This window comes from Ruegeria sp. YKSF070 (assembly GCF_059612725.1).
Window position 1 is genome coordinate 24,550 of sequence record NZ_JBXWRD010000034.1, and the last position, 26,996, is coordinate 51,545.

The 26,996-nt window shown below is 66.3% G+C and carries 22 protein-coding genes; 19 read left to right on the forward strand and 3 right to left on the reverse strand.

Features of this window, described 5'->3' with window-relative positions; genetic code table 11:
• Positions 1-5: 5 nt before the first annotated feature.
• From AC2FL1_RS16090 to AC2FL1_RS16110, 5 genes are all read left to right on the forward strand, one after another.
• Complete coding sequence (locus tag AC2FL1_RS16090; protein WP_496877641.1) at positions 6-1,625, forward strand: acyl-CoA carboxylase subunit beta; 1,620 nt, start codon at positions 6-8, stop codon at positions 1,623-1,625.
• Positions 1,625-3,607 carry an acetyl/propionyl/methylcrotonyl-CoA carboxylase subunit alpha gene (locus tag AC2FL1_RS16095; protein ID WP_496877642.1) on the forward strand — a complete coding sequence of 661 codons (1,983 nt, stop codon included), beginning with the start codon at positions 1,625-1,627 and terminating at the stop codon, positions 3,605-3,607. The genes AC2FL1_RS16090 and AC2FL1_RS16095 overlap by 1 nt, the downstream gene beginning before the upstream one ends.
• Positions 3,604-4,734: an NAD(P)H-dependent flavin oxidoreductase gene (locus tag AC2FL1_RS16100; protein WP_496877643.1), complete on the forward strand. Its 1,131-nt coding sequence runs from the start codon at positions 3,604-3,606 to the stop codon at positions 4,732-4,734. The genes AC2FL1_RS16095 and AC2FL1_RS16100 overlap by 4 nt, the downstream gene beginning before the upstream one ends.
• 2 nt (positions 4,735-4,736) lie before the next feature.
• Positions 4,737-5,528, forward strand: a complete 792-nt coding sequence (locus AC2FL1_RS16105) for a TIGR03084 family metal-binding protein (RefSeq protein WP_496877644.1) — start codon at positions 4,737-4,739, stop codon at positions 5,526-5,528.
• 104 nt (positions 5,529-5,632) lie between these two features.
• Positions 5,633-6,790: an acyl-CoA dehydrogenase family protein gene (locus tag AC2FL1_RS16110; RefSeq protein WP_496877645.1), complete on the forward strand. Its 1,158-nt coding sequence runs from the start codon at positions 5,633-5,635 to the stop codon at positions 6,788-6,790.
• A gap of 182 nt (positions 6,791-6,972) precedes the next feature.
• Here AC2FL1_RS16110 and AC2FL1_RS16115 read toward each other — a convergent pair whose 3' ends face one another.
• Positions 6,973-7,854: a LysR substrate-binding domain-containing protein gene (locus AC2FL1_RS16115; RefSeq protein WP_496877657.1), complete on the reverse strand. Its 882-nt coding sequence runs from the start codon at positions 7,852-7,854 to the stop codon at positions 6,973-6,975.
• Between the two features lie 96 nt (positions 7,855-7,950).
• On the opposite strand from AC2FL1_RS16115, the gene AC2FL1_RS16120 reads away from it, so the two are divergent.
• The 4 genes from AC2FL1_RS16120 to AC2FL1_RS16135 are packed head-to-tail and all read left to right on the forward strand — an operon-like array spanning position 7,951 to position 13,701.
• Positions 7,951-9,114, forward strand: a complete 1,164-nt coding sequence (locus AC2FL1_RS16120) for a pyridoxal phosphate-dependent aminotransferase (RefSeq protein ID WP_496877646.1) — start codon at positions 7,951-7,953, stop codon at positions 9,112-9,114.
• Between the two features lie 39 nt (positions 9,115-9,153).
• Positions 9,154-11,346 (forward strand): dehydrogenase E1 component subunit alpha/beta, encoded by a 2,193-nt coding sequence (locus AC2FL1_RS16125; RefSeq protein ID WP_496877647.1) that lies wholly within the window; start codon positions 9,154-9,156, stop codon positions 11,344-11,346.
• Positions 11,343-12,380 (forward strand): ACP S-malonyltransferase, encoded by a 1,038-nt coding sequence (locus AC2FL1_RS16130; RefSeq protein ID WP_496877648.1) that lies wholly within the window; start codon positions 11,343-11,345, stop codon positions 12,378-12,380. The genes AC2FL1_RS16125 and AC2FL1_RS16130 overlap by 4 nt, the downstream gene beginning before the upstream one ends.
• A gap of 43 nt (positions 12,381-12,423) precedes the next feature.
• Positions 12,424-13,701 (forward strand): NAD(P)/FAD-dependent oxidoreductase, encoded by a 1,278-nt coding sequence (locus AC2FL1_RS16135; protein WP_496877649.1) that lies wholly within the window; start codon positions 12,424-12,426, stop codon positions 13,699-13,701.
• Here AC2FL1_RS16135 and AC2FL1_RS16140 read toward each other — a convergent pair.
• The gene (locus AC2FL1_RS16140) at positions 13,695-14,606 is read right to left on the reverse strand and encodes a LysR family transcriptional regulator (protein ID WP_496877650.1); all 912 of its coding nucleotides are present in this window, start codon (positions 14,604-14,606) and stop codon (positions 13,695-13,697) included. The genes AC2FL1_RS16135 and AC2FL1_RS16140 overlap by 7 nt on opposite strands.
• 75 nt (positions 14,607-14,681) lie before the next feature.
• On the opposite strand from AC2FL1_RS16140, the gene AC2FL1_RS16145 reads away from it, so the two are divergent.
• A complete protein-coding gene (locus AC2FL1_RS16145) occupies positions 14,682-17,900 on the forward strand; it encodes a reductive dehalogenase (protein WP_496877651.1) in 3,219 nt (1,072 codons plus the stop codon).
• A gap of 9 nt (positions 17,901-17,909) precedes the next feature.
• On the opposite strand, the gene AC2FL1_RS16150 is transcribed toward AC2FL1_RS16145, so the two are convergent.
• Positions 17,910-18,938, reverse strand: a complete 1,029-nt coding sequence (locus tag AC2FL1_RS16150; protein WP_496877652.1) for a LacI family DNA-binding transcriptional regulator — start codon at positions 18,936-18,938, stop codon at positions 17,910-17,912.
• A 153-nt stretch (positions 18,939-19,091) separates the two neighbouring features.
• Between AC2FL1_RS16150 and AC2FL1_RS16155 the strand changes: the two genes are divergently transcribed.
• The 9 genes from AC2FL1_RS16155 to AC2FL1_RS16195 form a co-directional block, all read left to right on the forward strand.
• Positions 19,092-19,280 carry a hypothetical protein gene (locus tag AC2FL1_RS16155; protein WP_496829476.1) on the forward strand — a complete coding sequence of 63 codons (189 nt, stop codon included), beginning with the start codon at positions 19,092-19,094 and terminating at the stop codon, positions 19,278-19,280.
• A 23-nt stretch (positions 19,281-19,303) separates the two neighbouring features.
• Positions 19,304-20,449, forward strand: coding sequence for a TRAP transporter substrate-binding protein (locus AC2FL1_RS16160; protein WP_234142823.1), 1,146 nt, complete (start codon positions 19,304-19,306; stop codon positions 20,447-20,449).
• A 79-nt stretch (positions 20,450-20,528) separates the two neighbouring features.
• Positions 20,529-21,071, forward strand: coding sequence for a TRAP transporter small permease (locus AC2FL1_RS16165; RefSeq protein WP_496877653.1), 543 nt, complete (start codon positions 20,529-20,531; stop codon positions 21,069-21,071).
• A 10-nt stretch (positions 21,072-21,081) separates the two neighbouring features.
• A complete protein-coding gene (locus AC2FL1_RS16170) occupies positions 21,082-22,410 on the forward strand; it encodes a TRAP transporter large permease (protein WP_496829472.1) in 1,329 nt (442 codons plus the stop codon).
• 12 nt (positions 22,411-22,422) lie between these two features.
• Positions 22,423-23,730 (forward strand): histidinol dehydrogenase, encoded by a 1,308-nt coding sequence (hisD, locus tag AC2FL1_RS16175; protein WP_496877654.1) that lies wholly within the window; start codon positions 22,423-22,425, stop codon positions 23,728-23,730.
• Positions 23,723-24,484 (forward strand): SDR family NAD(P)-dependent oxidoreductase, encoded by a 762-nt coding sequence (locus AC2FL1_RS16180; RefSeq protein WP_496829469.1) that lies wholly within the window; start codon positions 23,723-23,725, stop codon positions 24,482-24,484. Before hisD ends, AC2FL1_RS16180 begins: the two co-directional genes overlap by 8 nt.
• Entirely contained in the window at positions 24,481-25,479 is a 999-nt protein-coding gene (locus AC2FL1_RS16185) for a zinc-dependent alcohol dehydrogenase (RefSeq protein ID WP_496877655.1), read from the forward strand. The genes AC2FL1_RS16180 and AC2FL1_RS16185 overlap by 4 nt, the downstream gene beginning before the upstream one ends.
• 3 nt (positions 25,480-25,482) lie before the next feature.
• Complete coding sequence (locus AC2FL1_RS16190) at positions 25,483-25,887, forward strand: universal stress protein (RefSeq protein ID WP_011046353.1); 405 nt, start codon at positions 25,483-25,485, stop codon at positions 25,885-25,887.
• Between the two features lie 40 nt (positions 25,888-25,927).
• On the forward strand, positions 25,928-26,996 hold a 1,069-nt coding region (locus AC2FL1_RS16195), incomplete at its 3' end, for an alpha-hydroxy acid oxidase (RefSeq protein ID WP_496877656.1).

The following is a 26,996-nucleotide window of genomic DNA, read 5'->3' on the forward strand; positions in this document are numbered from 1 at the left end:
GGACCATGCGTTTTATCAGCCAGCTCGATAAGGACAGCGACAGCTATCGGCGCAACCGCACCGATATGCTGGCGCTGGTGGATCAGCTCCGCGCGCTCGAGGCGCGGCCCATGGCGCTCAGCGAGGAGCGGCGCGCCCGGATGGAGGCGCGCGGCCAGATCACCCCGCGCGACCGGTTGGCGCGGCTGCTGGACCCGGGTCTGCCTTTTGTGCAACTGCACAGCCTCGCGGGATACATGGTTGACAGCGCCGATCCCGAAACCTCTGTTCCCGGGGCCTCGGTCATCATCGGTATCGGCTTTGTGTCGGGCGTGCGCTGCATGGTCGTGGTCGATGACAGCGGCATCAAGGCCGGTGCCATGACCGAGATGACCGCCGCCGCCTTTCTCAGCGCGCAGGAGGTGGCGCTGAAACAGCGGCTCCCCTTCCTGCATCTGGTCGAAAGCGCGGGCGCCAATCTGATGGAATACCGGGTCGAGCTGTGGGCCCATGGCGGCAAGCTGTTTCGCAACCTCGCGCGGCTGTCGGCGGCGGGCATCCCCAATATCGCGGTGCTGCATGGCCCCTCGACCGCAGGGGGCGCCTATATGCCTGGTCTGGCCGACTACGTGGTGGGCGTGCGCAAGAACGGCATGGCGGCGCTGGCGGGGGCGGCACTGGTGCATGCCGCCACCGGCGAGCGCGCCAATGACCGCGATCTGGGCGGGTCCGAGATGCATGCCCAGACCAGCGGTCTGGTGGAATACCTGGCCGAGGATGACGCCCACGGGATCGAGATCGCGCGTCAGGTGGTTGCCGCGCTTGACTGGAACAAGGCATTGCCCGTACGGCCCGTGCCCGCCGAGATCGCGCCGCCGCTCGACCCCGAGGATCTGGCCGGGCTGGTGCCGGTCGATTACCGGGTGCCCTATGACATGCGCGAACTGGCGGCGCGGGTGGTGGATGGCGGGGTCTTCCAGGATTTCAAACCGCGCTATGGTGTGTCGACCGTCTGCCTGCAGGCGGCGATCCACGGGATCGCGGTGGGCATCATCGGCAACAACGGCCCCATCGACCCCGATGGCGCCACCAAGGCGGCGCAGTTCATCCAGCTCTGCGGGCAATCCGACACGCCGCTGATCTTTCTCAACAACACCACCGGTTATATGGTCGGCACCGCCTATGAGCAGGCCGGCATGATCAAGCATGGCGCCAAGATGATCCAAGCGGTGACGTCGGTCGACGTGCCGCGCATAACGCTTTATGTCGGCGCCAGCTTTGGGGCGGGCAATTACGGCATGTCCGGTTATGCCTACGAGCCCGATTTCCTTTTTGCCTGGCCCAACGCCACCACAGGCGTGATGGGGGGCGAGCAGGCGGCGGGCACCATGGCGATGGTCGCCCGCGCCGGTGCCGCCCGCAAGGGACAGGACCTCGACGAGGCGCGGCTGGCCAAGCAATCGGCGATGATCGCGGCGCATTTCGACCGCCAGTCCGATGCGTTCTATACCTCGGGGCGCTGTCTGGATCACGGGGTGATCGACCCGCGCGACACCCGGCGGGTGCTGGGCTTCTGCCTGCTCACCTGCCGCGAGGCGCGGGCACGCCGGGTCAAGCCCGGCTCTTACGGGGTGGCGAGGTTCTGATGATGCGATTTGACACTCTGCTGATCGCCAACCGGGGCGAAATCGCGGTGCGGATCATCCGCACCGCCCGCGAGATGGGGCTGCGTGCTGTGGCGGTCTACACCACCGCCGATGCCGGTGCGCCGCATGTGGCGCTGGCCGATCATGCTGTCTGGATCGGCGAAGGCCCGGTCGGCGACAGCTATCTGAATGCCGACCGTATCCTTGATGCCGCCCGGCAAAGCGGCGCCGGGGCCATCCATCCCGGCTATGGTTTCCTGTCTGAAAACGCCGGGTTTGCCCGCGCTGTCGCTGCGGTGGGGCTGGTCTTTGTCGGGCCGGACGCGGCGGCGATCGAGGCGATGGGCAACAAGGCTGAGGCCAAGCGGCTGATGCTGGCCGCGGGGGTGCCCTGCGTGCCGGGCTATCAGGGGGACGATCAATCCGATACCACGCTGACGCGCGAGGCCGAACAGATAGGCTATCCGCTGATGGTCAAGGCCGCCGCCGGGGGGGGCGGGCGCGGTATGCGGCTGGTAGAGGGGCCGGGGGGCCTGAGCGAGGCGCTGGCCCGCGCCCGGGCCGAGGCGCTGGGCGCCTTCTGCTCGGACGAGCTGATCCTGGAACGCGCTATCGTCGAGCCGCGTCATGTGGAGTTTCAGGTCTTTGGCGATGCCCATGGCGCGGTGATCCATCTGGGCGAGCGGGACTGCTCGGTCCAGCGCCGGCACCAGAAGGTGATCGAAGAGGCGCCCTGTCCGGTGATGACACCTGAGTTGCGCGATGCGATGGGCGCCGCAGCCGTGGCCGCCGCCCGCGCGGTGGACTATCGCGGCGCCGGCACGGTCGAGTTTCTGCTGGACGCGTCGGGCGGCTTCTATTTCCTCGAGATGAACACCCGGCTTCAGGTCGAACATCCGGTGACCGAGATGGTCACGGGCCTCGATCTGGTGGCGCTGCAATTGCAAGTGGCGCAGGGCGACCCGCTGCCGCTGACGCAGGACGATCTGCGCATCGACGGCCACGCAATCGAGGTCCGGCTTTATGCCGAGGATCCGGCGGCGGGCTTTCTGCCCGCCATCGGGCCTGTGCTGCGCTGGCGCCCGGCGGACGGGGCGGGCCTGCGCGTCGACGCGGGCATCGCTCAGGGGCAGCAGATCGCGCCCCATTACGACCCGATGCTGGCCAAGATCATCGCCCATGGCCCCAGTCGCGCGGTGGCTCTGGCCCGGCTTGCGCGCGCGGTGACCGATACGGTGCTGCTGGGCACCGCGACCAACAGCGCCTTTCTGGCCGATCTGCTGGCACTGCCCGAGTTTGCTGAGGGCCTGGCCACCACCGGCCTGTTGGCGCGCAGCTATCCCGAGGGCTATGGCCCGGGCGCGCCCGATCCGCTTGCGGTGGCGCTGATGGTGGCGGTGCTGATGCAGCATGACCGCGACACGGCGCTGGCGGCTGCCGGGCCGATCCCGCCCGAGCTTCTGGGCTGGTCCAGCGCTCCGGTTCTGCCGCGCAGCCTGCGGGTCGAGACCGGCGGGCAGGTCTTTGACTGCACCGCGGGCGCGGTTCCGGGCGGCTGGCGGATCGGCGTTGCGGACTCGCAGTTCGAAATCGCGCTGTACCAGCGCGAAGATGGGCTGCGGGCGCGGCTGGGTGGTGAAACCCATGACCTGCTTTCGCATGTGTCGGGTGACACGGTGCACATGGCATCTGGCGCGCAACGATTGAGCCTGCGCCGTCAGCGTCCCGGCGCCCCCGATGCCGAGGCGCTGGGCGGTGGCCGCGTCACCGCGCCGATGCCCGGTCTGCTACAGTCCGTTTCGGTGACCAAAGGGGCCGATGTCGTCAAGGGCCAAATACTTGCGGTGCTTGAGGCGATGAAGATGCAGCACCAGATCACTGCCCCGCTCGCGGGTCGGGTGGCCCGGCAATATGTGGCGCCGGGTGCGCAACTGGCAGCCGGCGATGTGATGTTCGAGATCGAAGAGGAAGAGAGCGCATGAATTCCGACCTGTGCCGCAAACTGGGGATCGAGTTTCCGCTCTTTGCCTTCAGCCATTGCCGCAACGTGGTGGCCGCCGTCAGCCGGGCGGGCGGCATGGGCGTGTTCGGTGCCGTGCTCTATACGCCCGAACAGCTCAGGACCGAGCTGGAATGGATCGACGCCCATTGTGGCGGCAAGCCCTATGGTGTGGACCTGATCGTGCCGACCTCGATCCAGCGGCAGGGGGGCAGCGGGCCGAACGATGATCAGCTGCTGGCGGGGCTGCCCGCCGAGCACCTGGCCTTTGCCGAACAGGTGTTGGAGCGGGCGGGTGTTGGTGCGGACGATCTGGAGGAGCGCCGCCGCGCGCTGCTGCATATCTCGCGCAATCTCGATAGTGCGGGGGCGCAGGCGATGCTGGATGTCGCCTTTTCCTTTCCGATCCGGCTGATTGCCAACGCGCTGGGCACGCCGCCGCAGATCATGCTGGATCGCGCCCGTGCGGCGGGAGTTCCGGTGGCAGCGCTGGTGGGATCGAAACAGCATGCCCAGCGGCAAGTCGCCGCGGGGGTCGACATTCTGGTCGCCGCCGGGGGCGAAGCGGGAGGCCATTGCGGCGAGGTCTCGACCATGGTGCTGGTGCCCGAGGTGGTCTCGGTCGCGGGCGACACGCCGGTTCTGGCGGCAGGCGGTATCGTGACCGGCCGACAGATGGCGGCGGCGATGGCCATGGGCGCGGCGGGTGCCTGGTGCGGCTCGGTCTGGCTGACCACCGCCGAGGGCGAACCGAGCCAGGTGGTCAAGGACAAGATGCTGGCGGCCTCATCCTCGGATACGGTGCGGTCGCGCTCGCGCACGGGCAAGACCTCGCGCCAGCTGAAATCGGCCTGGACCGATGCGTGGGAGGCCGAAGGCCCCGCACCGCTGCCGATGCCGCTGCAATCGCTGGTGGCCGAACCGGCGCTGGCCCGGATCGAGGCGCTGGCCCAGCGCGGCCATGCGGGCGCCGCCGACCTGGCCACCTATTGGGTCGGGCAGGGGGTCGGGCTGATGACCCAGACCACCTCGGCTGCCGAGGTGGTGCAGGAATTCAAACGCGACTACCTCGCCGCGACCGAGCGGCTGATGGCGACACTGGAGGATTAGGAATGGAACAGGCAGGCGATTTTCTGGCCGAATGCCGGGCGCTGGACGCGGTACTGGACGGGGTGAGCGGCGCCGATTGGGACCGCCCCACCCAGTTCAAGGGCTGGACCCTGAACGACGTGCTGGTGCACCTGCATTTCTGGAACCGGATGGCGGATCTGTCGCTGACAGACCCGGCTGCCTTTCAGGCCCGCGCCGCCGAGACCCTGGCGGGCATCGGGTGCAACGGCTTTCGCGCCACCGAAAACGCGATGATCACCGAGCGGGGCGCCGATCTGCGCGCCGCCTGGGCCGCGCAATACACGGATATGGCGGAACGCTGGGCGGGGCTTGACCCCAAGCAGCGGCTGCAATGGGTCGGTCCCGAGATGTCGGCACGCTCGTCCATCACCGCGCGGCAGATGGAGACCTGGGCCCATGGGCAGGAAGTGTTCGACTGCCTTGGCGCCACCCGGACCGAGACCGACAGGATCAAGAACATCGTGGTGCTGGGGGTGAATACCTTCGGCTGGTCGTTCAAGGTGCATGGCCGCCCGCAGCCCGAGGTGATGCCCCGGCTGGAGCTGACCGCCCCCTCGGGCGCGCTGTGGGAATTCGGCGAACCGGGCGCGAACCGGATCGCCGGCCCGGCGGTCGAATTCGCGCAAGTGGTGGCCCAGACCCGCAACATCGCCGACACCTCGCTGGTGGTCGAAGGCCCGGTCGCCACCGAGTGGATGGCCATCGCGCAATGTTTCGCGGGCGGGCCTGAAACTCCGCCCGCCAAGGGCGCGCGCCACCGCATCGCGGGCTGAGTGGAAAAGGACGTAGCGTAGCGCTGCCGAAACGCCGCGTCACCCGGATTGGCGGGAATCGGGTGCGCGCGTAATTTTGGCGCAAACTCAAATTGGAGAATGACATGTCCCTTTTCAGCAGCACCGCCGCCTGGGTCACCGACGAACACCGCATGTTCGCCGAAGCGGCGGGCCGGTTCCTTGATGACGAACTGGTTCCCAACATCGAAGCCTGGGTCGACAATGGTGTCGTTGACCGCGATTTCTGGCGCAAGGCAGGCGAGACCGGGCTGATGGCGGGCGCCATTCCAGAGGAATTCGGCGGCGTCGGCGGCGGCATGGGCTTTGACGCGGTCACCATCTATGAACAGACCTCGCGCGGGGATGCGGGCTGGGGCTATGGCATCCAGTCGATCGTCACCCATTACATCACCGCCTATGGCAGCGAGGAGCAAAAGGCCAAATGGCTGCCGAAACTTGCCTCGGGCGAGATGGTGGGCGCCATCGCGATGACCGAACCGGGCACCGGATCGGACCTGCAGGCGGTGCGCACCACCGCCGAGAAGGACGGCAATTCCTATCGGATCAACGGTTCCAAGATCTTCATCACCAACGGCCAGACCGCCGATCTGATTATCGTGGTGGCCAAGACCGACAAGACGTTGGGTTCCAAGGGCGTGTCACTGATCGCACTCGAAACCGAGGGCGCCGAAGGGTTCCGCCGGGGCCGCAACCTCAAGAAATTGGGGATGAAGGCCAACGATACGGCCGAACTGTTCTTCGAAGACGTCAAGGTGCCGATGACCAACCTGATCGGCCCCGAAGAAGGGCATGGGTTCTACCAGCTGATGAAACAGCTGCCTTGGGAACGGTTGACCATCGGCATCATGGCGCTGGGCGCCATCGACTTTGCCCTCGCCGAGACGGTGAAATACGTTCAGGAGCGCAAGGCATTCGGCCAGCGGGTGATGGATTTCCAGAACACCCGTTTCAAGCTGGCGGAATGCAAGACCAAGGCCGAGGTGCTGCGCAGCTTTGTCAACGATTGCATCGCGCGGCTGGAGGCCGGGCAGCTCGACGCCACCACGGCCTCGATGGTGAAATATTACGGGTCCGAGGTGCAGAATGAGATCATGCATGAATGCCTGCAACTCTTCGGCGGCTACGGGTTCATGATGGAATACCCGATCGCGCGGCTCTACGCGGATGCACGGGTGCAGATGATCTATGGCGGCACCAACGAGGTGATGAAGGAACTCATCGCCCGCTCGATGGACGTCTGAACAGGGCGCGACCAAATCGTGCGCCTGCGGCGCGCTCGATTCTTTGATGAGGGACGCTGTCCCTCAAACTCCCTGGAGTATTTGTAACCAGAAAGAAACCAGAGCCGGATTTGCACTTCTTTCTGGTCGGAAATACTCCGGGGTGAATTGCCCGCAGGGCAAGAGGGGCAGCGCCCCTGCTTTTATGCAAATGCCTCTTGCAGCCAGGCCCGGAACGAGGCGAGCGGCGGCGCGATCATGCGCTCCTTTGGCCAGACAAGATAATAGCTCCCCAGGCTTACGGCGGGCCCGTCACAGGCCGCGACAAGCCGGCCCCGGGCCAGATCATCCGTGACCAGATAGCTGGGCAGCAGCGCCACGCCCAGACCGTTTGCAACTGCCGGGATCATGGTCGAGAACTGGTCGAACAGCATGCCGCGCAGCCCCGGCGCCGCAAGGTCATGGACCGCGAACCAGCGTTCCCAGGCATCCGGTCGGGTATCGAGATGCAGGAGCGGCGCGCTGCGCAGCCAGGTGGGGTCGCTCGTCTTCTGCCGCAACTCGGGGGCGCAAACTGGCAACACCTCCTCACGCATGATCTTGAGATAGTCGACCCCGGCCCAGTCGCGTCGACCGAAATGAATGGCGGCATCGAAGGGTTCGCTGGCAAAGTCGAAGGGTATTAGCCGGGTGCTGAGATTGACCGATACCTCCGGGTGGCGTCGGGCGAAGTCCTGTAATCGGGGCGCCAGCCAGTGCATGCCAAATGCGGGCAGGATCGACAGGCTGAGCGTGCCGCCGGTAGGATTTGCCTTGAGCTTGAGAGAGGCCTGTGCCAGCTGGGTCAATGCCGCGCGCGCAGTCTGGACATACTCCTGAGCCGCCGGAGTCAGGTGCAGCCGTACCCGGTCGCGTTGGACCAGCTCGACGCCCAACTGCTCTTCCATCGTTTTCAGCTGCCGGCTGATCGCGCTTTGGGTCAGGGCCAGTTCTTCGGCGGCGGCCGAGGCGCTGCCCAGCCGGTCGACGGCCTCCAGCGCAAGTAGGGAGGAGATCGAGGGGAGAAAGCGGCGGGGGGCAATCACTTGATTTTTCCTCATACCTTTTGACCGGAATATCACTGGATTTTTGCATGATCCAGCGCGATCTAATGCGGGAAACTCCTGAAATTGGGGAAGGTGATGAACATATCCAGCGATACCGGTTTTCGGCGCGCAGGGCGTCTTAACGGGATCGAGCTGTCCGAGATCGTGCAGATCTCGGAACGTGCGGCGCAGTTGCGGGCTGCTGGCGCCGATATCGTCGCGCTCAGCACGGGAGAGCCGGATTTCCCGACGCCAGCCCATGTGATCAAGGCGGCGCATCGGGCGGCGCTGGCGGGGCAGACCCGCTATCCGGCGACCGCCGGTACCCCGGCGCTGCGCGCGGCGATTGCCGCCGAGGCCGGGGTGGAGCCTGCCAATGTGATCGTTTCGACGGGGGCCAAGCAGGTGCTGGCGGGTGTTTTCCTTGCCACGCTCGACCCGGGCGACGAGGTGATCACGACCGCGCCCTTCTGGACCAGCTATGCCGATATGGTGCGGTTGGCGGGCGGCGTGCCGGTGGTGCTGGACTGTCCCGGCGCGCAGGGGTTCAAGCTGACGCCCGCACAGCTGGAGGCTGCGATCACCCAGCGCACCCGCTGGCTGTTGCTCAATACGCCATCGAACCCCACCGGCGCGATCTATTCTGAGGCCGAATTGCAGGCGCTGGGCGCGGTGCTGGAGCGTCACCCGCATGTCTGGGTGATCTCGGACGAAATTTACCAACATTTGTCCTATGTGCCCTTCACCCCCTTTGTGCAGGCGGTGCCGGAGCTGGCCAATCGCACCCTGATCGTGAACGGGGTGTCCAAGGCCTATTCGATGACCGGATGGCGGATCGGCTGGGGTATCGGCCCGGCGCCGCTGATCAAGGCGATGGTGGCGGTGCAGGGGCAGATCACCTCGGGCGCCTGTTCCATCTCACAGGCGGCGGCGCTGGCAGCGCTGACCGGGCCACAGGATCTGCTGGCCGAGCGCCGGGCCGAGATGCTGGCGCGGCGCGATCTGGTGGTTGCCGGGTTGAACGCGGCGGGGCTTGAGTGTGCGCTGCCGGACGGCGCGTTCTATGTGTTCCCCAAGACACCAGCGCGGATGCCGGTTGATCATGAATTCTGCCACCATTTGCTCGACACGGCCGGGGTGGCGCTGGTGCCGGGGCGGGCCTTTGGCATGCCGGGGCATTTGCGCCTCTCCTTCGCTTATGCGAGGCAGAGTCTGGAAGAGGGGCTTGCCCGTATCGCCCGCACCGTCGCAGCGTTGTAACCAGGGGGATCGCCCCCAAGCATAACAGAAGGCCGAGCCATGGACCGCGCCCAGATCGTACATGAGAACTTCCTCAGCCGCGTGGCTGCGGGTGACCTGCCGCGGGGCGCACCGCCGCGCCCGGGCCTGTCGCAGGCGCAGGCGGTGTCACTGTTCCGCTCGCAGGTGCTCAGCCGCGCGCTCGATCGGACCAGCCGGGCGATGCAGAAAGCGGGGCAGGGGTTCTATACCATCGGCTCGTCCGGGCACGAGGGGATGGCGGCGGTGGCGCAGGCCCTTCGCCCGACCGACATCGCCTTTCTGCATTACCGCGATGCGGCGTTTCAGATCGCGCGGGCCGAACAGGTGCCGGGTGAGCAGATCGCCTGGGACATGCTGCTCAGCTTTGCCTGTTCGAAGGAAGATCCCACCTCGGGTGGGCGGCACAAGGTGCTGGGATCAAGGGCGCTGATGATCCCGCCGCAGACCTCGACCATCGCCAGCCACCTGCCCAAGGCGGTGGGCGCGGCCTATAGCTTGGGCGCGGCGCGGCGGCATCCGCCGGAACACCGCATGCTGCCCGAGGACGGAATTGCCATGTGTTCCTTCGGGGATGCATCGGCCAACCATTCCACGGCGCAGGGCGCGATCAACACGGCGGGCTGGACCAGCGTGCAGTCGATCCCGCTGCCGCTGCTCTTTGTCTGCGAGGATAACGGGATCGGTATCTCGACCAAGACGCCCAAGGGCTGGATCCAGGCTTCGATGGAGCATCGGCCCGGTATCCGCTATTTCCAGGCCAACGGGCTGGATATCTACGAGACCTATGTCGTGGCGCAAGAGGCCGCCGAGTATGTCCGTACCCGGCGCAAGCCTGCGTTCCTGCATCTCAAAACCGTGCGGCTTTATGGCCATGCGGGGGCGGATGTGCCGACCACCTATCTGACCCGCGCCGAGGTCGAGGCGGAAGAGGCCATGGACCCGCTGCTGCACAGCGTGCGGCTGCTCGCCGAGGACGGCGCGCTGACACCGGAGGAGGCGCTGGCGATCTATGAACAGACCTGCGCCCGCACCGACCGCATCGCGGCCGACGCCGCGACCCGCCCGCACCTTGCCAGTGCGGCTGAGGTGGCGGCCAGCCTGATCCCGCCGAAACGGGACTGCAAACCGACGAACGGACCCAGCGCCGAGGCGCGGGCCGCCACCTTTGGCGGTGACATGCGCGCCATGGATGAGCCGCAGCCGATGAGCCGCCTGATCAACTGGGCGCTGACCGATCTGATGCTGGAACATGGCGAAATCGTCTGCATGGGCGAGGATGTGGGCCGCAAGGGGGGCGTCTATGGCGTGACCCAGAAATTGCAGCAACGGTTCGGCCCCGACCGGATGATCGACACGCTTCTGGACGAGCAATCCATCCTGGGGCTGGCCATCGGCATGGGGCATAACGGGTTCCTGCCGATCCCCGAGATCCAGTTCCTGGCTTATCTGCACAATGCTGAGGATCAGATCCGGGGCGAGGCGGCCACTCTGCCGTTTTTCTCGAACGGGCAGTTCACCAACCCGATGGTGCTGCGCATCGCGGGGCTGGGATACCAGAAAGGATTCGGCGGGCATTTCCACAATGACAACTCGCTGGCGGTGCTGCGCGACATTCCCGGCGTGATCATCGCCTGCCCCTCGACGGGGGAAGATGCGGCACAGATGCTGCGCGAATGTGTGCGCCTGGCGCGCGAGGAGCAGCGGGTGGTGGTGTTCCTTGAGCCCATCGCGCTCTATCCGATGCGCGATCTGCACGGGGCGCAGGATGGGGGCTGGATGACCACGTATCCCTCGCCTGACCAGCGTATCGCGTTGGGAGAGGTCGGGGTGCATGGGGACGGCACCGACCTGGCCATCGTCACCTATGGCAATGGTCATTACCTGTCGCAACAAGCGCTGCCCGAGATTGAGGCGGCGGGGGTCAAGGCAAGGATCATCGACCTGCGTTGGCTGGCGCCGCTGCCCATCGAGGCGCTGCGCGCGGCTACGCGCGCGTGCAAACACGTGCTGATCGTCGACGAATGCCGCCGCACCGGCAGCCAATCCGAGGCGCTGATGACTTTCTTCTGCGAAGAAAGTCGCGCCACCTCAACCGCCCGCGTGGTGGCCGAGGATTGCTTCATTGCCACCGGCCCGGCCTATGCCGCCCCGCTGCCGTCCAGGGACGGCATCGTCGCCGCCGCGCTGTCCCTGACCGGAGCTGTAAAATGACCCGTACCGCTGTCGTGATCTGCCCCGGCCGGGGCACCTATAACAAGCCTGAACTAGGCTATCTGCATCGCCACCACGGCGCCCGGATGGACATGTTTCGCGCCTTTGACGCCATCCGCGCCGAGGCCGGGCAAGAGACGGTGACCGCGCTGGACGGGGCCGAGCGTTATACGGTCGGCAAATACTCGCGCGGCGATGTGGCCTCGCCGCTGATCTATGCCGCCTCGCTGGCCGATGCGCAGGCGCTGGCCGAGGATATCGAGGTGGTGGCTGTCACCGGCAATTCGATGGGCTGGTATATCGCGCTGGCCGCCGCCGGGGCGCTGAGCCCTGAGAATGGCTTTCGCGTGGTCAACACCATGGGCACGCTGATGCAGGAACGGTTGATCGGCGGGCAGTTGGTTTATCCTTTCACTGGCGAGGATTGGGCGGACGATCCCGCGCGCAAGGCGGCGCTGTTGGCGGATGTGGCCCTGATCGACTCGATGCCGGGGCATGACTTGGCGCTGTCCATTGACCTGGGGGGCATGCTGGTACTCGCGGGTAATGAGGCCGGTCTGTCAGCCTTCGAGGCGGCGCAGCCAGTAGCGCAGGAACGCTTCCCGTTGCGGCTGGCCAATCACGCCGCCTTTCACACCCGCTTGCAGGCGCCGGTTGCCGCCGAGGGGCGGCAACGTCTGGGCGCCGACCTGTTCACTCAACCCACCCACCCGATGATCGACGGGCGCGGCAAGATCTGGTGGCCGGGCGCCACCGACACTGCGGCGCTATGGGACTATACGCTGGGCCATCAGGTGAGCGAACCCTATGATTTCACCCGCGCCGTGCAGACCGCCGCGCGCGAGTTTGCCCCTGACCTCTTTATCGTCACCGGCCCCGGCGCCACGCTGGGCGGCGCAGTGGCGCAATCGCTGGTCCTGGCCGATTGGCGCGGCATGAGCGACAAGGCGACGTTTCAGGCGCGGCAAGCCGAGGCGCCCCTGCTGATGGCGATGGGGCGCGAGGATCAACGCGGGCTTGTCACCGCCGCCTGAGCGCCTAAGACATAGATATCCCTCTTGCAGACGAGACCTGGTCATGTCGGACAAAACCCGCAATCTCTGGCATCTGACCTCTGCCGAACAGGTCACCACGCCGCCGCTGGCGGGGGATGTGACCGCCGATCTGGTGGTAATCGGCGGCGGTTTCACCGGCTTGTCGGCGGCGCTCCACGCTGCGGAGCAAGGCGCCGATGTGCGCCTGGTCGAGGCCGAGGCGCCGGGCCATGGCGGATCGGGCCGCAATGTGGGGCTGGCCAATGCGGGCCTGTGGTTGCCGCCTGACGATATCCGCGCCCATCTGGGCGACGCGGCGGGCGACCGGCTGATCACGCTGCTGGCCGGGGCGCCGGGAATGGTGTTCGATCTGATCGACCGGCACGGCATCGCCTGCGAGCCGGTGCGGAGCGGCACGCTGCATTGCGCGCATTCCCCCTCGGGCCTCGCCGATCTGAAACGCCGCCATGTCCAACTGACCGCCAGCGGGGCGCCTGTCGAACTGCTCTCGGCCGAGGAGACAGCCCGCCGCACCGGGTCCGGCGCCTTTCACGGCGCGCTTTTCGATCCGCGCGCGGGCACCATCCAGCCGCTGGCCTATGCCTGCGGGCTGGCCCGCGCCGCGCAGGCGGCAGGCGCGCGGCTGCACGGGCAAAGCCCGGCGCTGGAGGTGGACCACAAGGACGGGGTCTGGCAGGTGCGCACCCCCGGCGGCAGCATCCGCGCGCGCAGCCTGATCCAGGCCACCAACGCCTATCACCGGGGGCTTGCCGACCGAAGGCCCGCCCATGTTCCGGTGCATTATTTCCAATATGCCACCGATCCGCTGCCGGAGAAGATCCGGGCCGCCATCCTGCCGGGGGGCGAAGGGTGCTGGGATACCGGGCTGATCATGACCTCGTTCCGGCTGGACCGGGCGGGGCGGATGATCATCGGCGGCATGGGGGCGCTGGACCATCTGGCCAGCGGCATCCACCGGGCCTGGGTGCGGCGCAAGCTGGCGCAGCTCTATCCCGCCTTGTCGGGGGAGCCGCTGGTCACAGGTTGGCATGGGCGCATCGCGATGACCGGCGATCACATCCCCAAGATCACCCGCCCCGGCCCAAGCGCGCTGGCGGCGCATGGCTATTCCGGGCGCGGCATCGGGCCGGGCACCCTGTTCGGCAAGGCCATGGCCGAGGCGCTGCTGAGCGGAGACGAGACCAATCTGCCGATCCCCGCCATCGACCGCCATGCCGAGCGCTGGACCGCCCTGCAACAGGCCTATGTCGAGACCGGCGCCACGCTGATGCATCTGATCCGGGCGCGCGGCGGTTACTGAGCACTGCGTTGCAGCCGGGCGGCAATAGCCTCGACCCGGGCGCGCAGCCAGCGATGCGCCGGATCTGCGGTCGAGCGTTCGTGCCAGACCATGTAGATCGACACCGGATCGCAGGCAAAGGGCAGCGGCGCGCAATCCAGTGTCGCCAGCGGCCCCAGTTTCATCAGCGCGGTATCGGTCGAGATCAGGTCACTGCCTTTGACAAAGGCGGGGATGGCGCCGAAATGTGGTAACACCACCGTGGGCGGGCGTATCTGGCTTTGATCCACGCCGCGCATCACCACATTGGCGCTGCGCCCGTCGCTGAACCGCACCTCGACATGTTCGGCGGCACAATAGCTCTGCCAGCTGTCGGGCGGGTTGCGATGACTGGCGTCATAGTAGATCTGCAACGGGCTGGTGAACAGGTGCCGCTGATAGATGTCGGGCCCGTCCGGCGGCAGCGGCGTCAGCACCAACTGGCAGCGGTCGCTGCGCAACAGGGCCGGATCGGGCACGCCCGAGGGGACGAAGCCAAGTCTCAGCCGTACCCCTTCGGCGCGGGCGCGTTGCAGCAGTTCGGGAAAGATCAGCTCGCGTTGCAGGTCGTTGGCGGCGATGTCGAAATGCATCTCTTCGCCCAGCGGGTCAAAGGGGCGGGCATCGGTCAGCGATTTGATCCCATCCAGCACCCGCTGCACCGGTTCGCGTAGCGACAGCGCCCGTTCGGTAGGCGTCAACCCCTGGCCCGAGCGCACGAACAGCGGATCGCCCAGCACCGCGCGCAGCTTGGCTAGCGTATGGCTGACCGCCGATTGGGTCACCCCCAGCCGGTCGGCGGCGCGCGAGACCGAGCTTTCCTCGAGGATGACAAGAAAGCAGCGCAGCACCTTGCCGTCGAGATCGGTGAAATCGAATTTGCTCATGTAATTTATGACTAAACATGAATGGTTTTGCTGTCCATTCCGCGCTACGCCAAAAGGGCAGTCAGGAGGCGCAGGATGGGTATTCGCTTTTTCTCGGACCGGGACCGGCCCGTGCATATGGGTCCCTATCCTCTGGAGCGGCTGGCCCGGCGCGACGGCGTGGCGGATCTGGCTGGCGTTCCCGACATGCCCACGCTCAGCTTTCACCGGCCCGAGCGGCCCGAGAGCATCGTCAACGCGATGGGCGAGTTTCAGGCGATGCTGGATGCGATCCGCGACGGGCTGGTCAACCCGGCCCGCGCCGAGATCCCCGCCGATCCGCAGGAGCGCGCCAACCACCTGAAAGCGTTTGGCTATTTCAACGACGCTTCGATGATTGGCTGCGGACCATTGCCGGCCGAGGCGCTGTTGCCGGCACCCCGACGCAACCCTGATATCGATCGGCTGGCCGAGGCGCTGCGAACCCGGCAGACCAAGACGCTGGCCTCGGGTATTGACGTAATCATGGCCGACCTCAAGGAGAGCATGGAGGCGTCGCCACGCCCGATCGATGGACACCGGCACGCCCTTGTCTTTCTCTACGAACATCACCGCGACCCCGAGGCGGACGAGCCGGGAACAGAGTGGATAAGAGACGCGCAAGACCATCGTGCCTGTCTGCTCGCCAGCGAGAACGCGGTTGTGATCGCCAATTACATCCGCCTTTTGGGCTATGACGCGCGAGCGCATACGGCCATGTCGAGCGATGTCGATCTGGGGCGGCTGGCGCTGGCGGCAGGGGTGGTCACGCTTGAGGGCGGTCACCTAGCCGCGCCCTGGCTGGGCCGCCGTTTCGGACTGGCCGCGGTCACCACCGAGATGGAACTGACCCATGACCGCCCGCTGGCGCCGCTGGCCGCGCAGTCCTGGGCCGCCACCCAGGGCCCGGCCTGGTGGCTGGGCAAGGGCTTCGCCAAAAGCGCGCTGAACCGCGACCCCTATGCCCGGCGGCGCTATGTGGACGGGGCACACCCGTTCGAGCGGCTGAACCGGGTCGAGACGCCGACCACCTACATAGACGAAGCCAATGTGGCCCGTGTGCCCAAGCGCGCCGACATGTTCGCCCGCGCCCAGTTCGGCGATATGGGCAAGGCCCTGCAAGAGGGCGCCAAGGGCGGTCACTACGTGCGCAAGGCGGCGCCCAGCTTTGCCCAGCGGCGGGCGCTGGGGGCGTTTGTGCTGCTTCAGGATGGCGACCGCGCGGATGTGCCCCGGCCGATCGACCCACGCCGCAATGCCGCCAACCTCAAGGCGGCGAGCTACTTCCTGGGCATCGACGCCGTCGGCCTCAGCCGCTGCCCGACCTGGGCGTGGTACAGCCATGACGCCACCGGCGAAGCGATCACCCCGCCGCATGATCAGGCGATCAGCATGATCGTCGATCAGGGCTATGAGACGATGGAAGGGTCGAGCGGTGACGACTGGATCGCGGTGGCGCAATCCATGCGCGCTTACCTGCGCTTCTCGCTGCTGGGGGGGGTGATCGCGCAGCAGATCCGCAACCTGGGTTACAAGGCCAAGGCCCACACCGTGATGGATGGCGAGGTATTGCAACCGCCCCTGCTGCTGCTGTCGGGCCTGGGCGAGGTCAGCCGCATCGGCGAGGTGATCCTGAACCCGTTCCTGGGGCCGCGCCTGAAATCGGGGGCGGTGACCACCGACATGCCGATGAGCCACGACAAGCCGATCGATTTCGGCCTGCAACGGTTCTGCGAGGCCTGCAACAAATGTGCACGCGAATGCCCCTCGGGGGCGATCACCGCCGGGCCCAAGCGGATGTTCAACGGCTACGAGATCTGGAAATCCGACAGCCAGAAATGCGCCACCTATCGCATCACCACGCAGGGCGGCGCCATGTGCGGGCGCTGCATGAAGACCTGCCCGTGGAACCTGGAAGGGTTGTTCGCCGAACGCCCCTTTCGCTGGGCGGCGATGACGGTTCCGGCGGCGGCCCCGGCCCTGGCGCGGCTGGACGATGCGCTGGGCCATGGCGGGCTGAACGAGGTCAAGAAATGGTGGTGGGATATCGAGTTGCAGCCCGACGGCGCCTATCGCCCGACCGCCGGGCCGGTGAACCGGCGTGGTCTGCAACGGGATCTGGACCTGAAATACGAGGATCAGACGCTGGCCGTCTATCCCGCGCCGCTGGCGCCGCACCCCTGGCCCTATCCGTTTCCGATGGACCGCGAGGCGGGGATCGCGGCCTATCAGGCGATGATCGGCGCCGAAGAATACCGGGCGCGGCTGGCGTCTGGCGACCGGTCGATGGTGCATCGCTATACCGTGCCCGATGCGAACAGCGCCCCGGTGATCCGGGTCGAGGTGACGCGGGCCGAGAAGATGACGGGCGAGATCACCAAATACGAGTTTTCGGCGCCCGATGGCGCGCCGCTTCCCGAGTGGACGGCAGGCGCGCATCTGGACGTTCTGGTCGCGCCGGAATTCCTGCGGCAATACTCGATGTCGGGCGACCCGGAGGACCGCAGCATCTATCAGATCGGGGTGCTGCGCGAGGACGAGGGGCGGGGCGGTTCAAGGCTGATGCATCGCATCTTTGCCCCGGGTCGGCGGGTGTTCATCTCGAAACCGATCAACCATTTCGAACTGGAGGAGAGTGCGACGCGCACATTCCTGATGGGCGGTGGCATCGGCATCACGCCGATGATCGCCTTTGCGCACCGGTTGCACGCGCTGGGGGCCGATTTCGAGCTGCATTATTCGATCCCCAGTCGCACCAGCGCGGGATATCTGGAGGACCTCGGCGCCATGCCCTGGGCCGGTCGCGTGCATCTGCATGTCTCGGACGAGGGATCGCGCGCCAATCTGGATGCGGTTCTGGCGGGGTATCGGCCCGGCTGGCACGTTTATACCTGCGGTCCCGATCGCTATATGGATGGGGTGATGCAGGCGGCCGAACGGCAGGGTTTCCCGGAAGAGGCCCGGCATCTGGAGTATTTCTCGGTTCCCGAACAGCCTGCGTATGAAAACCACCCCTTCACCCTGAAACTCGCCCGGACAAGGCGCGAAATCGCGGTGCCCGCGGACAAGGATGCCGCGCAGGTGTTGAACGAGAACGGGATCCATATCGACGTCAAATGCTCGGACGGGATCTGCGGCGTCTGCAAATGCGGGCTGATTGCGGGCGGGGTCGAACATCGCGATTTCGTGCTGTCCGGGAAACAGCGCGAGGGTGCGATTATCCTGTGCCAGTCCCGCGCGGCAGAGCCGGGTGGGGTGGTCGAAATCGACCTCTGACCTTGCGGCCTAGACGCGCGGCGGCGCCAGCGAACCGCGCATTACCACATAGGTGTCCAGCCGTTGCCCTTTGCCCGGCGCGCCTTCGGCCACCATTGCGACCAGCGCCTGTGCGGCTTGGGTGCCCATCTGGCGATGCGGTACATGCACCGTGGTCAGGCCCGGGCTGCATACCTTGGCCAGTTCGATATCGTCGAACCCGGTGATCGAGACATCGCCGGGCACGTCATAGCCCGTTGCCTTGGCCCGACCCATGGCACCCACCGCCAGCACATCGTTGCCGCACATCACCACGCTGGGACGGGGCGTGCGCTGCATCAGGATGTCGAAGGCGGCAGCCCCCTCGTCGATGCCATAGGCGGTTTCCACCAGGCTGAGCGTATCGGCGCCGAGCCCCGCCTCGGCCATGGCGGCGCGGATCGCGGCCACCCGGGCGCGGGCGCGGTCGTTGCTGGCCTGTTCGGCACTGATCACGCCGATCCGGCGGTGGCCGCGTGCGATGACCTCGCGGGCCAGGTCCAGCATTGCGGCGTGATTGTCGAAACCGATCGTGGGAACCGGCGCGTCCGGGTCATGCACCCAGGCAGCCAGTGTCGGGATGCCCCGCCGGTTGAGAAAGTCGTAAAGCGCCGGATCGCGATGGGCGCCGATCAGGAACAACCCGTCGGCGCCGCGCGCCACCAGGGTGCGGATCTGCTCTTCTTCCAGATCGGCGCGATACGAGGAGGAGGCCACCAGCAGCGTGATCCCCTTGAGCCGCAGTTCCTCCTGAAAGGCCTGCAGACCGCGGGCAAAGATCGCGTTTTCCATGGTCGGGATCACGGCGCCGATCGTGTTGGTGCGTTTCGCGGCCAGGGCGCGGGCGCCGAAATTGGGCGAATAGCCAAGCTCTCGCACCGCCTCCAGCACCCGGTTGCGGGTCTCTTCGATAACCCGGTCGGGCGTGTTCAGACAGCGCGAGACCGTCGCCGTCGACACACCTGCCCGCCGGGCCACATCGGCCAGGGTCGGGGTGGGCTGTGTGCTCGGCGCGGTCATGACGTGCAGGTCCGTGTTTGGTTGAAAGAGGCGGGCAGTATGCTCCGATACCCCAGTCGCCGAGGACAGCATAGCGTGTAAGCGCTTGCATCGTCAAATGTAAGCGCTTACATTGCGGAGGCGAATCGTGTTTTTGCCCATCCGGAGGACCCGATGCTTTTGATCTCGGCCGCACTCTTTGCCCTGTTTGCCCTGAATGTGGGACTTGGCTCTGTCGGGGTCGGGCCGATGCTGGGGGATGTTGGTGAAATGCTGGTTCTGTTCGCCACCGCAATCGCGTTTGTGGTGGCCATTCTGCAACGGGAAGCCGCAGCGAAGAGAAAGACAAACCAGCGGCCCTGATCTGTCCAAATGGGAGGAAATACATGAAAGACGACCGGACCGGACTTGCGTCCGCGACACGCCGCAACTTTCTGAAACTGGCCGGCAGCGGCAGCTTTACCGCCGCCATGGTGGCCGGTGCGGCAGGGACCCTGTGGTCGACCGAGGCCGCAGCGCAGACCGCCAAGGAAGAGAAGGAACGTGAAGCCGCCGCATCGCATGTGATGACGGTGGCGACGGCCTATGTGCTGGGCGCGTCGCGCAGCTATCCGATCATGCAGCTGGACCTCAAGGAGAACATCCAGAACGCCACCAACGGCAAGGTCTATGTGAAACTGGCGCCGGGCGGCCAGCTGGGCGCCGGTGGCGCGCTGGTGCAAAAGGTGCAGGGCGGCACCATCCAGGCGGCGCAGCACTCGCTGTCGAATTTTGCCCCCTTTGCAAGCGCCGTTGACCTGATCAACATGCCGTATTTCTGTGGTTCGAACCAGCGGTTCACCAACCTCGTGTCGTCAGATGCCTGGAAGTCCGAAGTGCATCCCAAGGTCGAGGCCGCGGGCTTCAAGGCGCTGTTCTACATCGTGATCGACCCGCGCGTCGTGGCCGTGCGCAAGGGTGGCAACGCGGTGATCACGCCGGGCGATCTGGCAGGCGTAAAGTTCCGCGTGCCCGGCTCGAAGATGCTGCAACAGTATTACCGGATGGTCGGCGCCAACCCGACGCCGGTGGCCTGGGGCGAGACGCCCTCGGCGATCAAGCAGGGTGTGGCCGATGCGCTCGACCCGTCGGTCGGCGCGCTTTACGTCTTTGGGTTCAAGGATATCCTGAGCCATGTGACCTTTACCCAGGCGGTGCCCGACAGCCAGGTATTCTCGATGAACCTGGAATGGTTCAACGGGCTTCCGGCAGACGTGCAGGAAGGCATCATGTTCGCGGGCGAGGTCACCTCGCAGCAGAACCTGGCCAAGGTGCCCGCGGCACGCGCCTATGCGATGTCGGAACTGACCAAATCCGGGGTCGAGTTCCATTCGCTGTCCGCCGACCAGCTGGCCGAATGGCAGGCGACCGGCGGCTATCAGCGCTCGGAATGGGACAGCTTCAAGACCGAACTGGCCGGGTCGATGGACGCCTTTGCCCGCCTCGAAGAGGCCGCCGGCACCATGGGCCGCTACTACGTGCACGACGCCTGATCGGCACCGGCCGGCGCCTGGGACGGCGCCGGCCCTTTCCTTACCCGCATGACGCCATCAACCGGGCCTCCGGCAACGGATGCCCCTCGCCCGGAGGGAGGGACGCGTGAGCCTTATCCTGAATGCCCTGAACCGGAATGCCGAGCGCTGGGCGCTGCTGGTCTTCTACGTGATGCTTGTCGTCACCATGGCCGTCGAGGTGCTGCGGCGCGAGATCTTCGCCTATTCCTCGATCTGGGGAGAGGAGATCGTGCGCTATTCCTTCATCTATCTCGCCTGGATCGGCGCCGCCTCGGCGGTGAAAGAGCGCGGCCATATCCGTATCGACGTGCTGATGCATTACCTGGGCCGCCGGGCCAAGGCGCTGCTCTATATCTTTGGCGATCTGGTGATGTTCGTGGTGGCGGTGATCGCGCTTTACTGGTCGTTCGAGACGGTGCTGGTCTCGGCCAAGTTCGGTTCGGTCAGTCACGGCCTGCGCATCTCGATGGTGTGGTTCCTGATGGCGGTGCCGGTGGGCTTTTCGCTGATGATCCTGCGACTGGTGCAATCCTTCCTGCGCGATCTGCGCAGCCTTCGTGACGGCACGCCCGTCTACGAGGGCGACAAACTGTTCGATTGAGGGGACGGTCATGCTTTGGAACACCCTCAACCAGACGGTTGAACTGGGCTGGGATTTCTACCTGCCGGTGATCATGTTCGTGGGCCTCATCGCGTTGGCGGTGCCGGTCTGGGCCGCCATCGGGGCGGCGGCGATCACCATGTTGATCATGTCGGGGGACATGCCGCTGAGCGCGGTTGGCGAGAGCCTGTTCACCGGTATAGACGCCTTTGCCCTGACAGCGGTGCCGCTGTTCATCCTGACCGGCGACGTGCTGGTGCGCACAGGGCTTTCCCGCAAGTTCCTGGACGTGGCCGAGGCGCTGACGCAATTCGCCAAGGGCGGGTTCGGCTCGGCCACGGTGCTGGTCTGCGGCATGTTTGCGGCCATCTCGGGTTCGGATGCTGCGGGGGCAGCCGCCGTGGGCCGGATGACCATCGACCGGCTGGTCGAGTCGGGCTATCCCCGGCCCTATGCCTGCGCGCTGGTGGCGGCAGGGGCCTGTACCGGCATCCTGATTCCGCCTTCGATCGCCTATATCATCATCGGCCTCGTACTGGGTATCTCGGCCTCGACCTTGTTTCTGGCCGCGCTCATTCCGGGCCTGTGCATCCTGATCTCGATCCTAGTCACCAATGTGGTGATGAACCGCATCAACGGCTGGGAGGGCGGCGGCAATATCTCGGCCTCCGAATACCTGGGCAATCTGGGCCGGGCGCTGAAATCGGGCTGGTATGCCTTTATCGTGCCGGGCATCATCTTTTACGGCATCTTCTCGGGCCGGCTGACGCCGACCGAGGCGGGCGCCACCGCTGTTGTCGTCACCATCCTGATGGGCTTCATCCTGCGTACCCTGTCGCTGTCCGACTTCCCGGCGATGCTGGTCAGTTCGGCCAAGGTGAACGGGGTGATCCTGCCGATCATCGCCTTTTCCGCCCCCCTGGCCGAGGCGCTGGCGATCATGGGTGTGCCGCAGGGATTTGTCGCCGCCGTCACCGGCATGACCGACGAACCCTGGCTGTTGATCCTGCTCATGATCGGCATCCTGATCGCGGCGGGCTGCGTCATGGAGACGACGCCCAATATCGTGATCCTTGCCCCGATCCTGAAGCCGCTGGCCGACAATATCGGCATGAACGAGATCCAGTTCTGCATCATGATGATCACCGCGCTGGGTGTGGGCTTCATCACGCCGCCGCTGGGGCTGAACCTTTTCGTGGTCTCCGGCATCACCGGCGAGTCGATCCTCAAGATCGCCGCCCGCGCCGTGCCCTTTGTTCTGTTCATGCTGCTGGTGGTGCTGCTCATCGCCTATCTGCCCGCCATCTCCACCACCCTCTTGCCCGATATCTACAAATAGGACGCCCCCGGTATGACCATCGAATACCTCAAGAAAGCTTCGCTCACCTCGAAATCCGATGCCTCGGATGTGCAAGAGACGGTGCGCGCGATCCTCGCCGATATCGAGGCGGGCGGCGATCAGGTCGCGCTGGATTATGCCGCCAAGTTCGACCGCTACGAGGGCAGCATCATCCTGTCGCCCGCAGAGATCGAGGCCGCCTGCGCGCTGGTGCCGGAAAAGCTCAAGGCCGATATCCGCTTTGCCCATGACAATGTGCGCCGCTTTGCCGAGACGCAGAAGGCGACGCTGACCGATGTCGAGCTTGAGGTGGTGCCGGGCGTGATCACCGGGCAAAAGGCGATCCCGGTGGATGCGGCGGGCTGCTATGTGCCCGGCGGGCGCTATAGCCATATCGCCAGTGCGATCATGACGGTGACCACGGCCAAGGTGGCGGGCTGCAAACATATCATGGCCTGCTCGCCGCCGCGTCCCGGTGTCGGCGTGGCGCCTGCCATCGTCTATGCCGCCCATATCTGTGGCGCCGATACGATCATGGCAATCGGCGGTGTGCAGGGCGTGGCGTCCATGGCCTTTGGACTGTTTGGTCTGCCCAAGGCGAAAATCCTGGTCGGCCCCGGCAACCAGTTCGTGGCCGAGGCCAAGCGCATGCTGTTCGGGCGCGTCGGCATCGACATGATTGCGGGCCCAACCGACAGCCTGATCCTGGCCGACAAGACCGCTGATCCGCATATCGTGACCACCGATCTTGTGAGCCAGGCCGAGCATGGCTACAACTCGCCGGTCTGGCTGGTGACCGATGATCGCGCGCTGGCGGAAAAGGTGATCGAGATGATCCCGGCCTATATCGCCGACCTGCCCGAGGTGAACCGCGACAATGCCGCCGCCGCATGGCGCGACTATGCCGAGGTGATCCTGTGCGCTGACCGCGAGGAGATGGCCGCCACCTCGGACCGCTATGCGCCCGAGCACCTGACGGTGATGGCCGAGGATCTGGATTGGTGGCTCGACCGGCTCAGCTGTTATGGATCGCTGTTTCTGGGCGAGGAAAGCACCGTCAGCTATGGCGACAAGGCGGCGGGCACAAACCATGTGCTACCGACAAGTGGCGCCGCCAGCTATACCGGCGGGCTCAGCGTGCACAAATACATGAAGATCGTCACCTGGCAGCGCGGCACCCGCGAGGGCTATAAACCCGTTGCCGAGGCCACTGCGCGCATCGCCCGGCTGGAGGGGATGGAGGGCCATGCCCGCGCCGCCGATGTGCGGTTGGCCAAATATTTTCCCGACGAGACCTTTGACCTGACCGCCAATGGCTGACTCTGGCTATCTCTTCTCGGTGCGGGGCCGGGTGGCCTGTGTCACCGGCGCCAGTTCCGGCCTTGGCCGACGCGCGGCGACGGTGCTGGCGCAGGCCGGCGCGCGGGTGGTGGGCGTGGCCCGCCGCGCCGACGCGCTGGCCGAATGGCAAGCCGAGGCGGGGGGCGAAACCCATGCCCTTCCCTATGACCTGTCGGACCGCGACGGGTTGGAGGGGCTGGCGCAGCAGGTCGCAGCGCCCTTTGGCCCGCCCGACATTCTGATCCACGCCGCCGGTATCAACACCCGGCAAACCGCCGATGAGGTCACGCCCGAGGGGTGGGACATCACCCTGACCCTGAACCTGTCGGTGCCCTTTTTCCTCAGCCAGTATCTGGTCTCGGGGATGAAGGCACGCGGTTGGGGCCGGATCGTCAATTTCGCTTCGCTCCAGACGACCCGCGCCTTTCCCGGCGGCATCGCCTATGGCGCGTCGAAGGGCGGCGTGGCGCAGATGACCCGCGCCATGGCCGAGGCCTGGTCTCCGCATGGGATCACCGCCAACGCGCTGGGGCCGGGTTTTTTCCGTACCGAGCTGACGGCGCCTGTCTTTGCCGACCCCGAGCGCGCGGCGCGTAACGCCGCGCAGACTTGTCTCGGCCGCAATGGTGAACCCGAGGACCTGGATGGGCCGCTGTTGTTCCTTTGCTCCGAGGCCTCGGCCTATGTCACCGGTCAGGTGTTGATGGTGGATGGAGGATATACCGCGAAATGAAGGCGCTGGTTTACACGGGCCCCGAAGCGCTTGCGCTGCGCGAGATGCCCGACCCGGTGGCGGGGCCGGGCGAACAGCTGATCCGCATTGCGCAGGTGGGTATCTGCGGCTCGGACATGCATGCCTATCTGGGCCATGACGCGCGCCGTCCGGCGCCGCTCATCCTGGGGCACGAGGTGGCCGGTGTGATCGTAGGTGGCCCGCGCGATGGTGAGCGGGTCACCGTGAACCCGCTGGTCACCTGCGGCGACTGCCCGGCTTGCCGCACGGGACGCGACAACCTGTGCCCCGCCCGCCAGATCATCTCGATGCCCCCGCGCGAGGGCGGCTTTGCCGAATATGTGGCGATGCCCGAGGGCAATCTGGTGACCGTTCCCGACCCCGTCCCGCTGGCCAAGGCGGCACTGGCCGAACCCATCGCCTGCGGCTGGCACACGGTGCGCCTGTCACTGGCCGCGCTATCCGGTGCGCGCGACACGGCGCTGGTTCTGGGTGGCGGGGCCATCGGGCTGGGCGCCGCTTTGTGCCTTGCAGCGCAGGGCGTGACGCAGGTGACGGTGGTCGAACCGAACTCCGCCCGCCGCGCCTATCTGAGCGACCGTTGCGGCCAACATGCGGTCGACGCTGCGCCAGAGGGGTCGCAATACGATCTGGTGATCGACGGGGTGGGCTATGCCGCCACCCGCGCCGCTGCCTCGGCCCATGTCCGCCCCGGCGGTGTGATCGGCCATATCGGCCTGGGCGAGGATACCGGTGGCCTCGATATCCGGCGGATGACCCTGCAAGAGATCACCTTTATTGGGACCTATACCTATACCGCCGAGGATTTCCGCCAGACCGCGCAGGCGATCTTTGACGGCCGTCTCGGCCCGCTCGACTGGACCGAGTCGCGCCCTCTGGAACAGGGCGCCGAGGCCTTTGCCGATATCCGCGCGGGTCGGGTGGCTGCACCAAAGGTCCTGCTGGTTCCCGACACCGAACCGGAAAGGAGTTAGGCCATGTATCACCGCATCCTTGTTGCCCTGTCGCTGGAACACGGGATCAGCGAGCGGGCGCTGGAAACCGCCCGCGCGCTGGCCGCCGAGGGCGCCAGCATCCGCGCCGTCCACGTGATCGAGCCGCCCAACCCGGCGGTCCGCGCCTATCTGGACGCCGATCTGGTGGCCAAGGCCCGCGCCGATGCTGAGGCGCGGTTGCGCGCCCGCGTGGCCGATGCGCCGGGGGTCGAACCGGTGTTGCTCAGCGGTCATTCCAGCCGCGCGCTGACCGAATACGCCACCGATATGGGCATCGACCTGATCATCGTGGGATCGCACCGGCCCGGCCTCAGCGACTATTTCCTGGGCACCACCGCCGCCCGTGTTGTCCGCCACGCACCTTGCACGGTGATGGTGCTGCGCTAGGGCGGGTACCGCCCGACGCCCCACAAAGTGAGCTCAGATCATGCTGCGCCAGACCGGCATTCATTCCAGCGAGGACGCCCGCAGGCTGGCGCGCAAACGCCTGCCCTGGATGGTGTTCGACTATATCGACGGCGCGGCCGGCGAGGAGCATGGCGCGATGCTGGCGCGTCGGGCCATTCAGGACATCCGCCTGACGCCCCGGGTGCTGCGCAACGTCAGCCGACGCGAGCTGCGGGTGCAGCTGTTCGACAAGCTGGCGGTGCGCCCCTTTGGCATCAGCCCGATGGGCATGTGCAACCTGTCCGCCCCCGGCGCCGATCTGATGCTGGCGCGGCTGGCGGCGCGGGACCGGGTGCCGCATGGCGTCTCGACCGTGGCTTCGACCGACATGGAGACCCTGCTCAAGATCTCGGGCGGCATGGCCTGGTTCCAGCTCTATTTCAGCGGCGATGGCAGCGGCACCATGAAACTGGTCGAACGCGCCCGTGCGGCCGGCTACGGCACGCTGGTGCTGACCGTCGATGTGCCCGAGGTGGGCCGCCGCCCGCGCGAGCTGCGGCACGGGTTCAAGATGCCGTTCCGCATCGGCCCCCGGCAATTCGTCGATTTCGCGCTGCATCCGCGCTGGTCCCTGTCCACGCTGATCCGGGGGCGGCCGCAGATGGCCAATTTCGACGGGCGGGATTATGTTTTCGACCGTACCGAGAGTCGCGCCGCCGCCGATTGGACGACATTCGAGCGCCTGCGCGCCGCCTGGCCCGGCAAGCTGGTGGTCAAGGGCGTGCTGCATCCCGGGGATGCGCTGCGCCTCAAGGCGCTGGGCGCCGATGCGATCCAGGTATCGAGCCATGGCTGCCGTCAGCTGGACGCAGCACCCCCGGCGATCGAGGCGCTGGCCGCGATCCGGCAGGCGGTCGGCCCCAGCTATCCGCTGTTCTACGACAGTGGCATCCGCAGCGGCGAGGATGTGGTCAAGGCCTATGCGATGGGGGCCGATTTCGTGTTCCTTGGCCGCCCGCTCCTTTATGCCATGGCGGCAGGGGGCGAGGCGGGGCTGCACCAGCTGTGGGACGTGCTGGCGCAAGAGGTCAGTCTGACACTGGCGCAGC

Bases quoted from the DNA above. Each gene is read 5' to 3' on its own strand.
- AC2FL1_RS16090 (WP_496877641.1), top strand. From the start codon at position 6: ATGCGTTTTATCAGCCAGCTCGATAAGGACAGCGACAGCTATCGGCGC.
- AC2FL1_RS16095 (WP_496877642.1), top strand. From the start codon at position 1,625: ATGATGCGATTTGACACTCTGCTGATCGCCAACCGGGGCGAAATCGCG.
- AC2FL1_RS16100 (WP_496877643.1), top strand. From the start codon at position 3,604: ATGAATTCCGACCTGTGCCGCAAACTGGGGATCGAGTTTCCGCTCTTT.
- AC2FL1_RS16105 (WP_496877644.1), top strand. From the start codon at position 4,737: ATGGAACAGGCAGGCGATTTTCTGGCCGAATGCCGGGCGCTGGACGCG.
- AC2FL1_RS16110 (WP_496877645.1), top strand. From the start codon at position 5,633: ATGTCCCTTTTCAGCAGCACCGCCGCCTGGGTCACCGACGAACACCGC.
- AC2FL1_RS16120 (WP_496877646.1), top strand. From the start codon at position 7,951: ATGAACATATCCAGCGATACCGGTTTTCGGCGCGCAGGGCGTCTTAAC.
- AC2FL1_RS16125 (WP_496877647.1), top strand. From the start codon at position 9,154: ATGGACCGCGCCCAGATCGTACATGAGAACTTCCTCAGCCGCGTGGCT.
- AC2FL1_RS16130 (WP_496877648.1), top strand. From the start codon at position 11,343: ATGACCCGTACCGCTGTCGTGATCTGCCCCGGCCGGGGCACCTATAAC.
- AC2FL1_RS16135 (WP_496877649.1), top strand. From the start codon at position 12,424: ATGTCGGACAAAACCCGCAATCTCTGGCATCTGACCTCTGCCGAACAG.
- AC2FL1_RS16140 (WP_496877650.1), bottom strand. From the start codon at position 14,606: ATGAGCAAATTCGATTTCACCGATCTCGACGGCAAGGTGCTGCGCTGC.
- AC2FL1_RS16145 (WP_496877651.1), top strand. From the start codon at position 14,682: ATGGGTATTCGCTTTTTCTCGGACCGGGACCGGCCCGTGCATATGGGT.
- AC2FL1_RS16150 (WP_496877652.1), bottom strand. From the start codon at position 18,938: ATGACCGCGCCGAGCACACAGCCCACCCCGACCCTGGCCGATGTGGCC.
- AC2FL1_RS16155 (WP_496829476.1), top strand. From the start codon at position 19,092: ATGCTTTTGATCTCGGCCGCACTCTTTGCCCTGTTTGCCCTGAATGTG.
- AC2FL1_RS16160 (WP_234142823.1), top strand. From the start codon at position 19,304: ATGAAAGACGACCGGACCGGACTTGCGTCCGCGACACGCCGCAACTTT.
- AC2FL1_RS16165 (WP_496877653.1), top strand. From the start codon at position 20,529: ATGCCCCTCGCCCGGAGGGAGGGACGCGTGAGCCTTATCCTGAATGCC.
- AC2FL1_RS16170 (WP_496829472.1), top strand. From the start codon at position 21,082: ATGCTTTGGAACACCCTCAACCAGACGGTTGAACTGGGCTGGGATTTC.
- hisD (WP_496877654.1), top strand. From the start codon at position 22,423: ATGACCATCGAATACCTCAAGAAAGCTTCGCTCACCTCGAAATCCGAT.
- AC2FL1_RS16180 (WP_496829469.1), top strand. From the start codon at position 23,723: ATGGCTGACTCTGGCTATCTCTTCTCGGTGCGGGGCCGGGTGGCCTGT.
- AC2FL1_RS16185 (WP_496877655.1), top strand. From the start codon at position 24,481: ATGAAGGCGCTGGTTTACACGGGCCCCGAAGCGCTTGCGCTGCGCGAG.
- AC2FL1_RS16190 (WP_011046353.1), top strand. From the start codon at position 25,483: ATGTATCACCGCATCCTTGTTGCCCTGTCGCTGGAACACGGGATCAGC.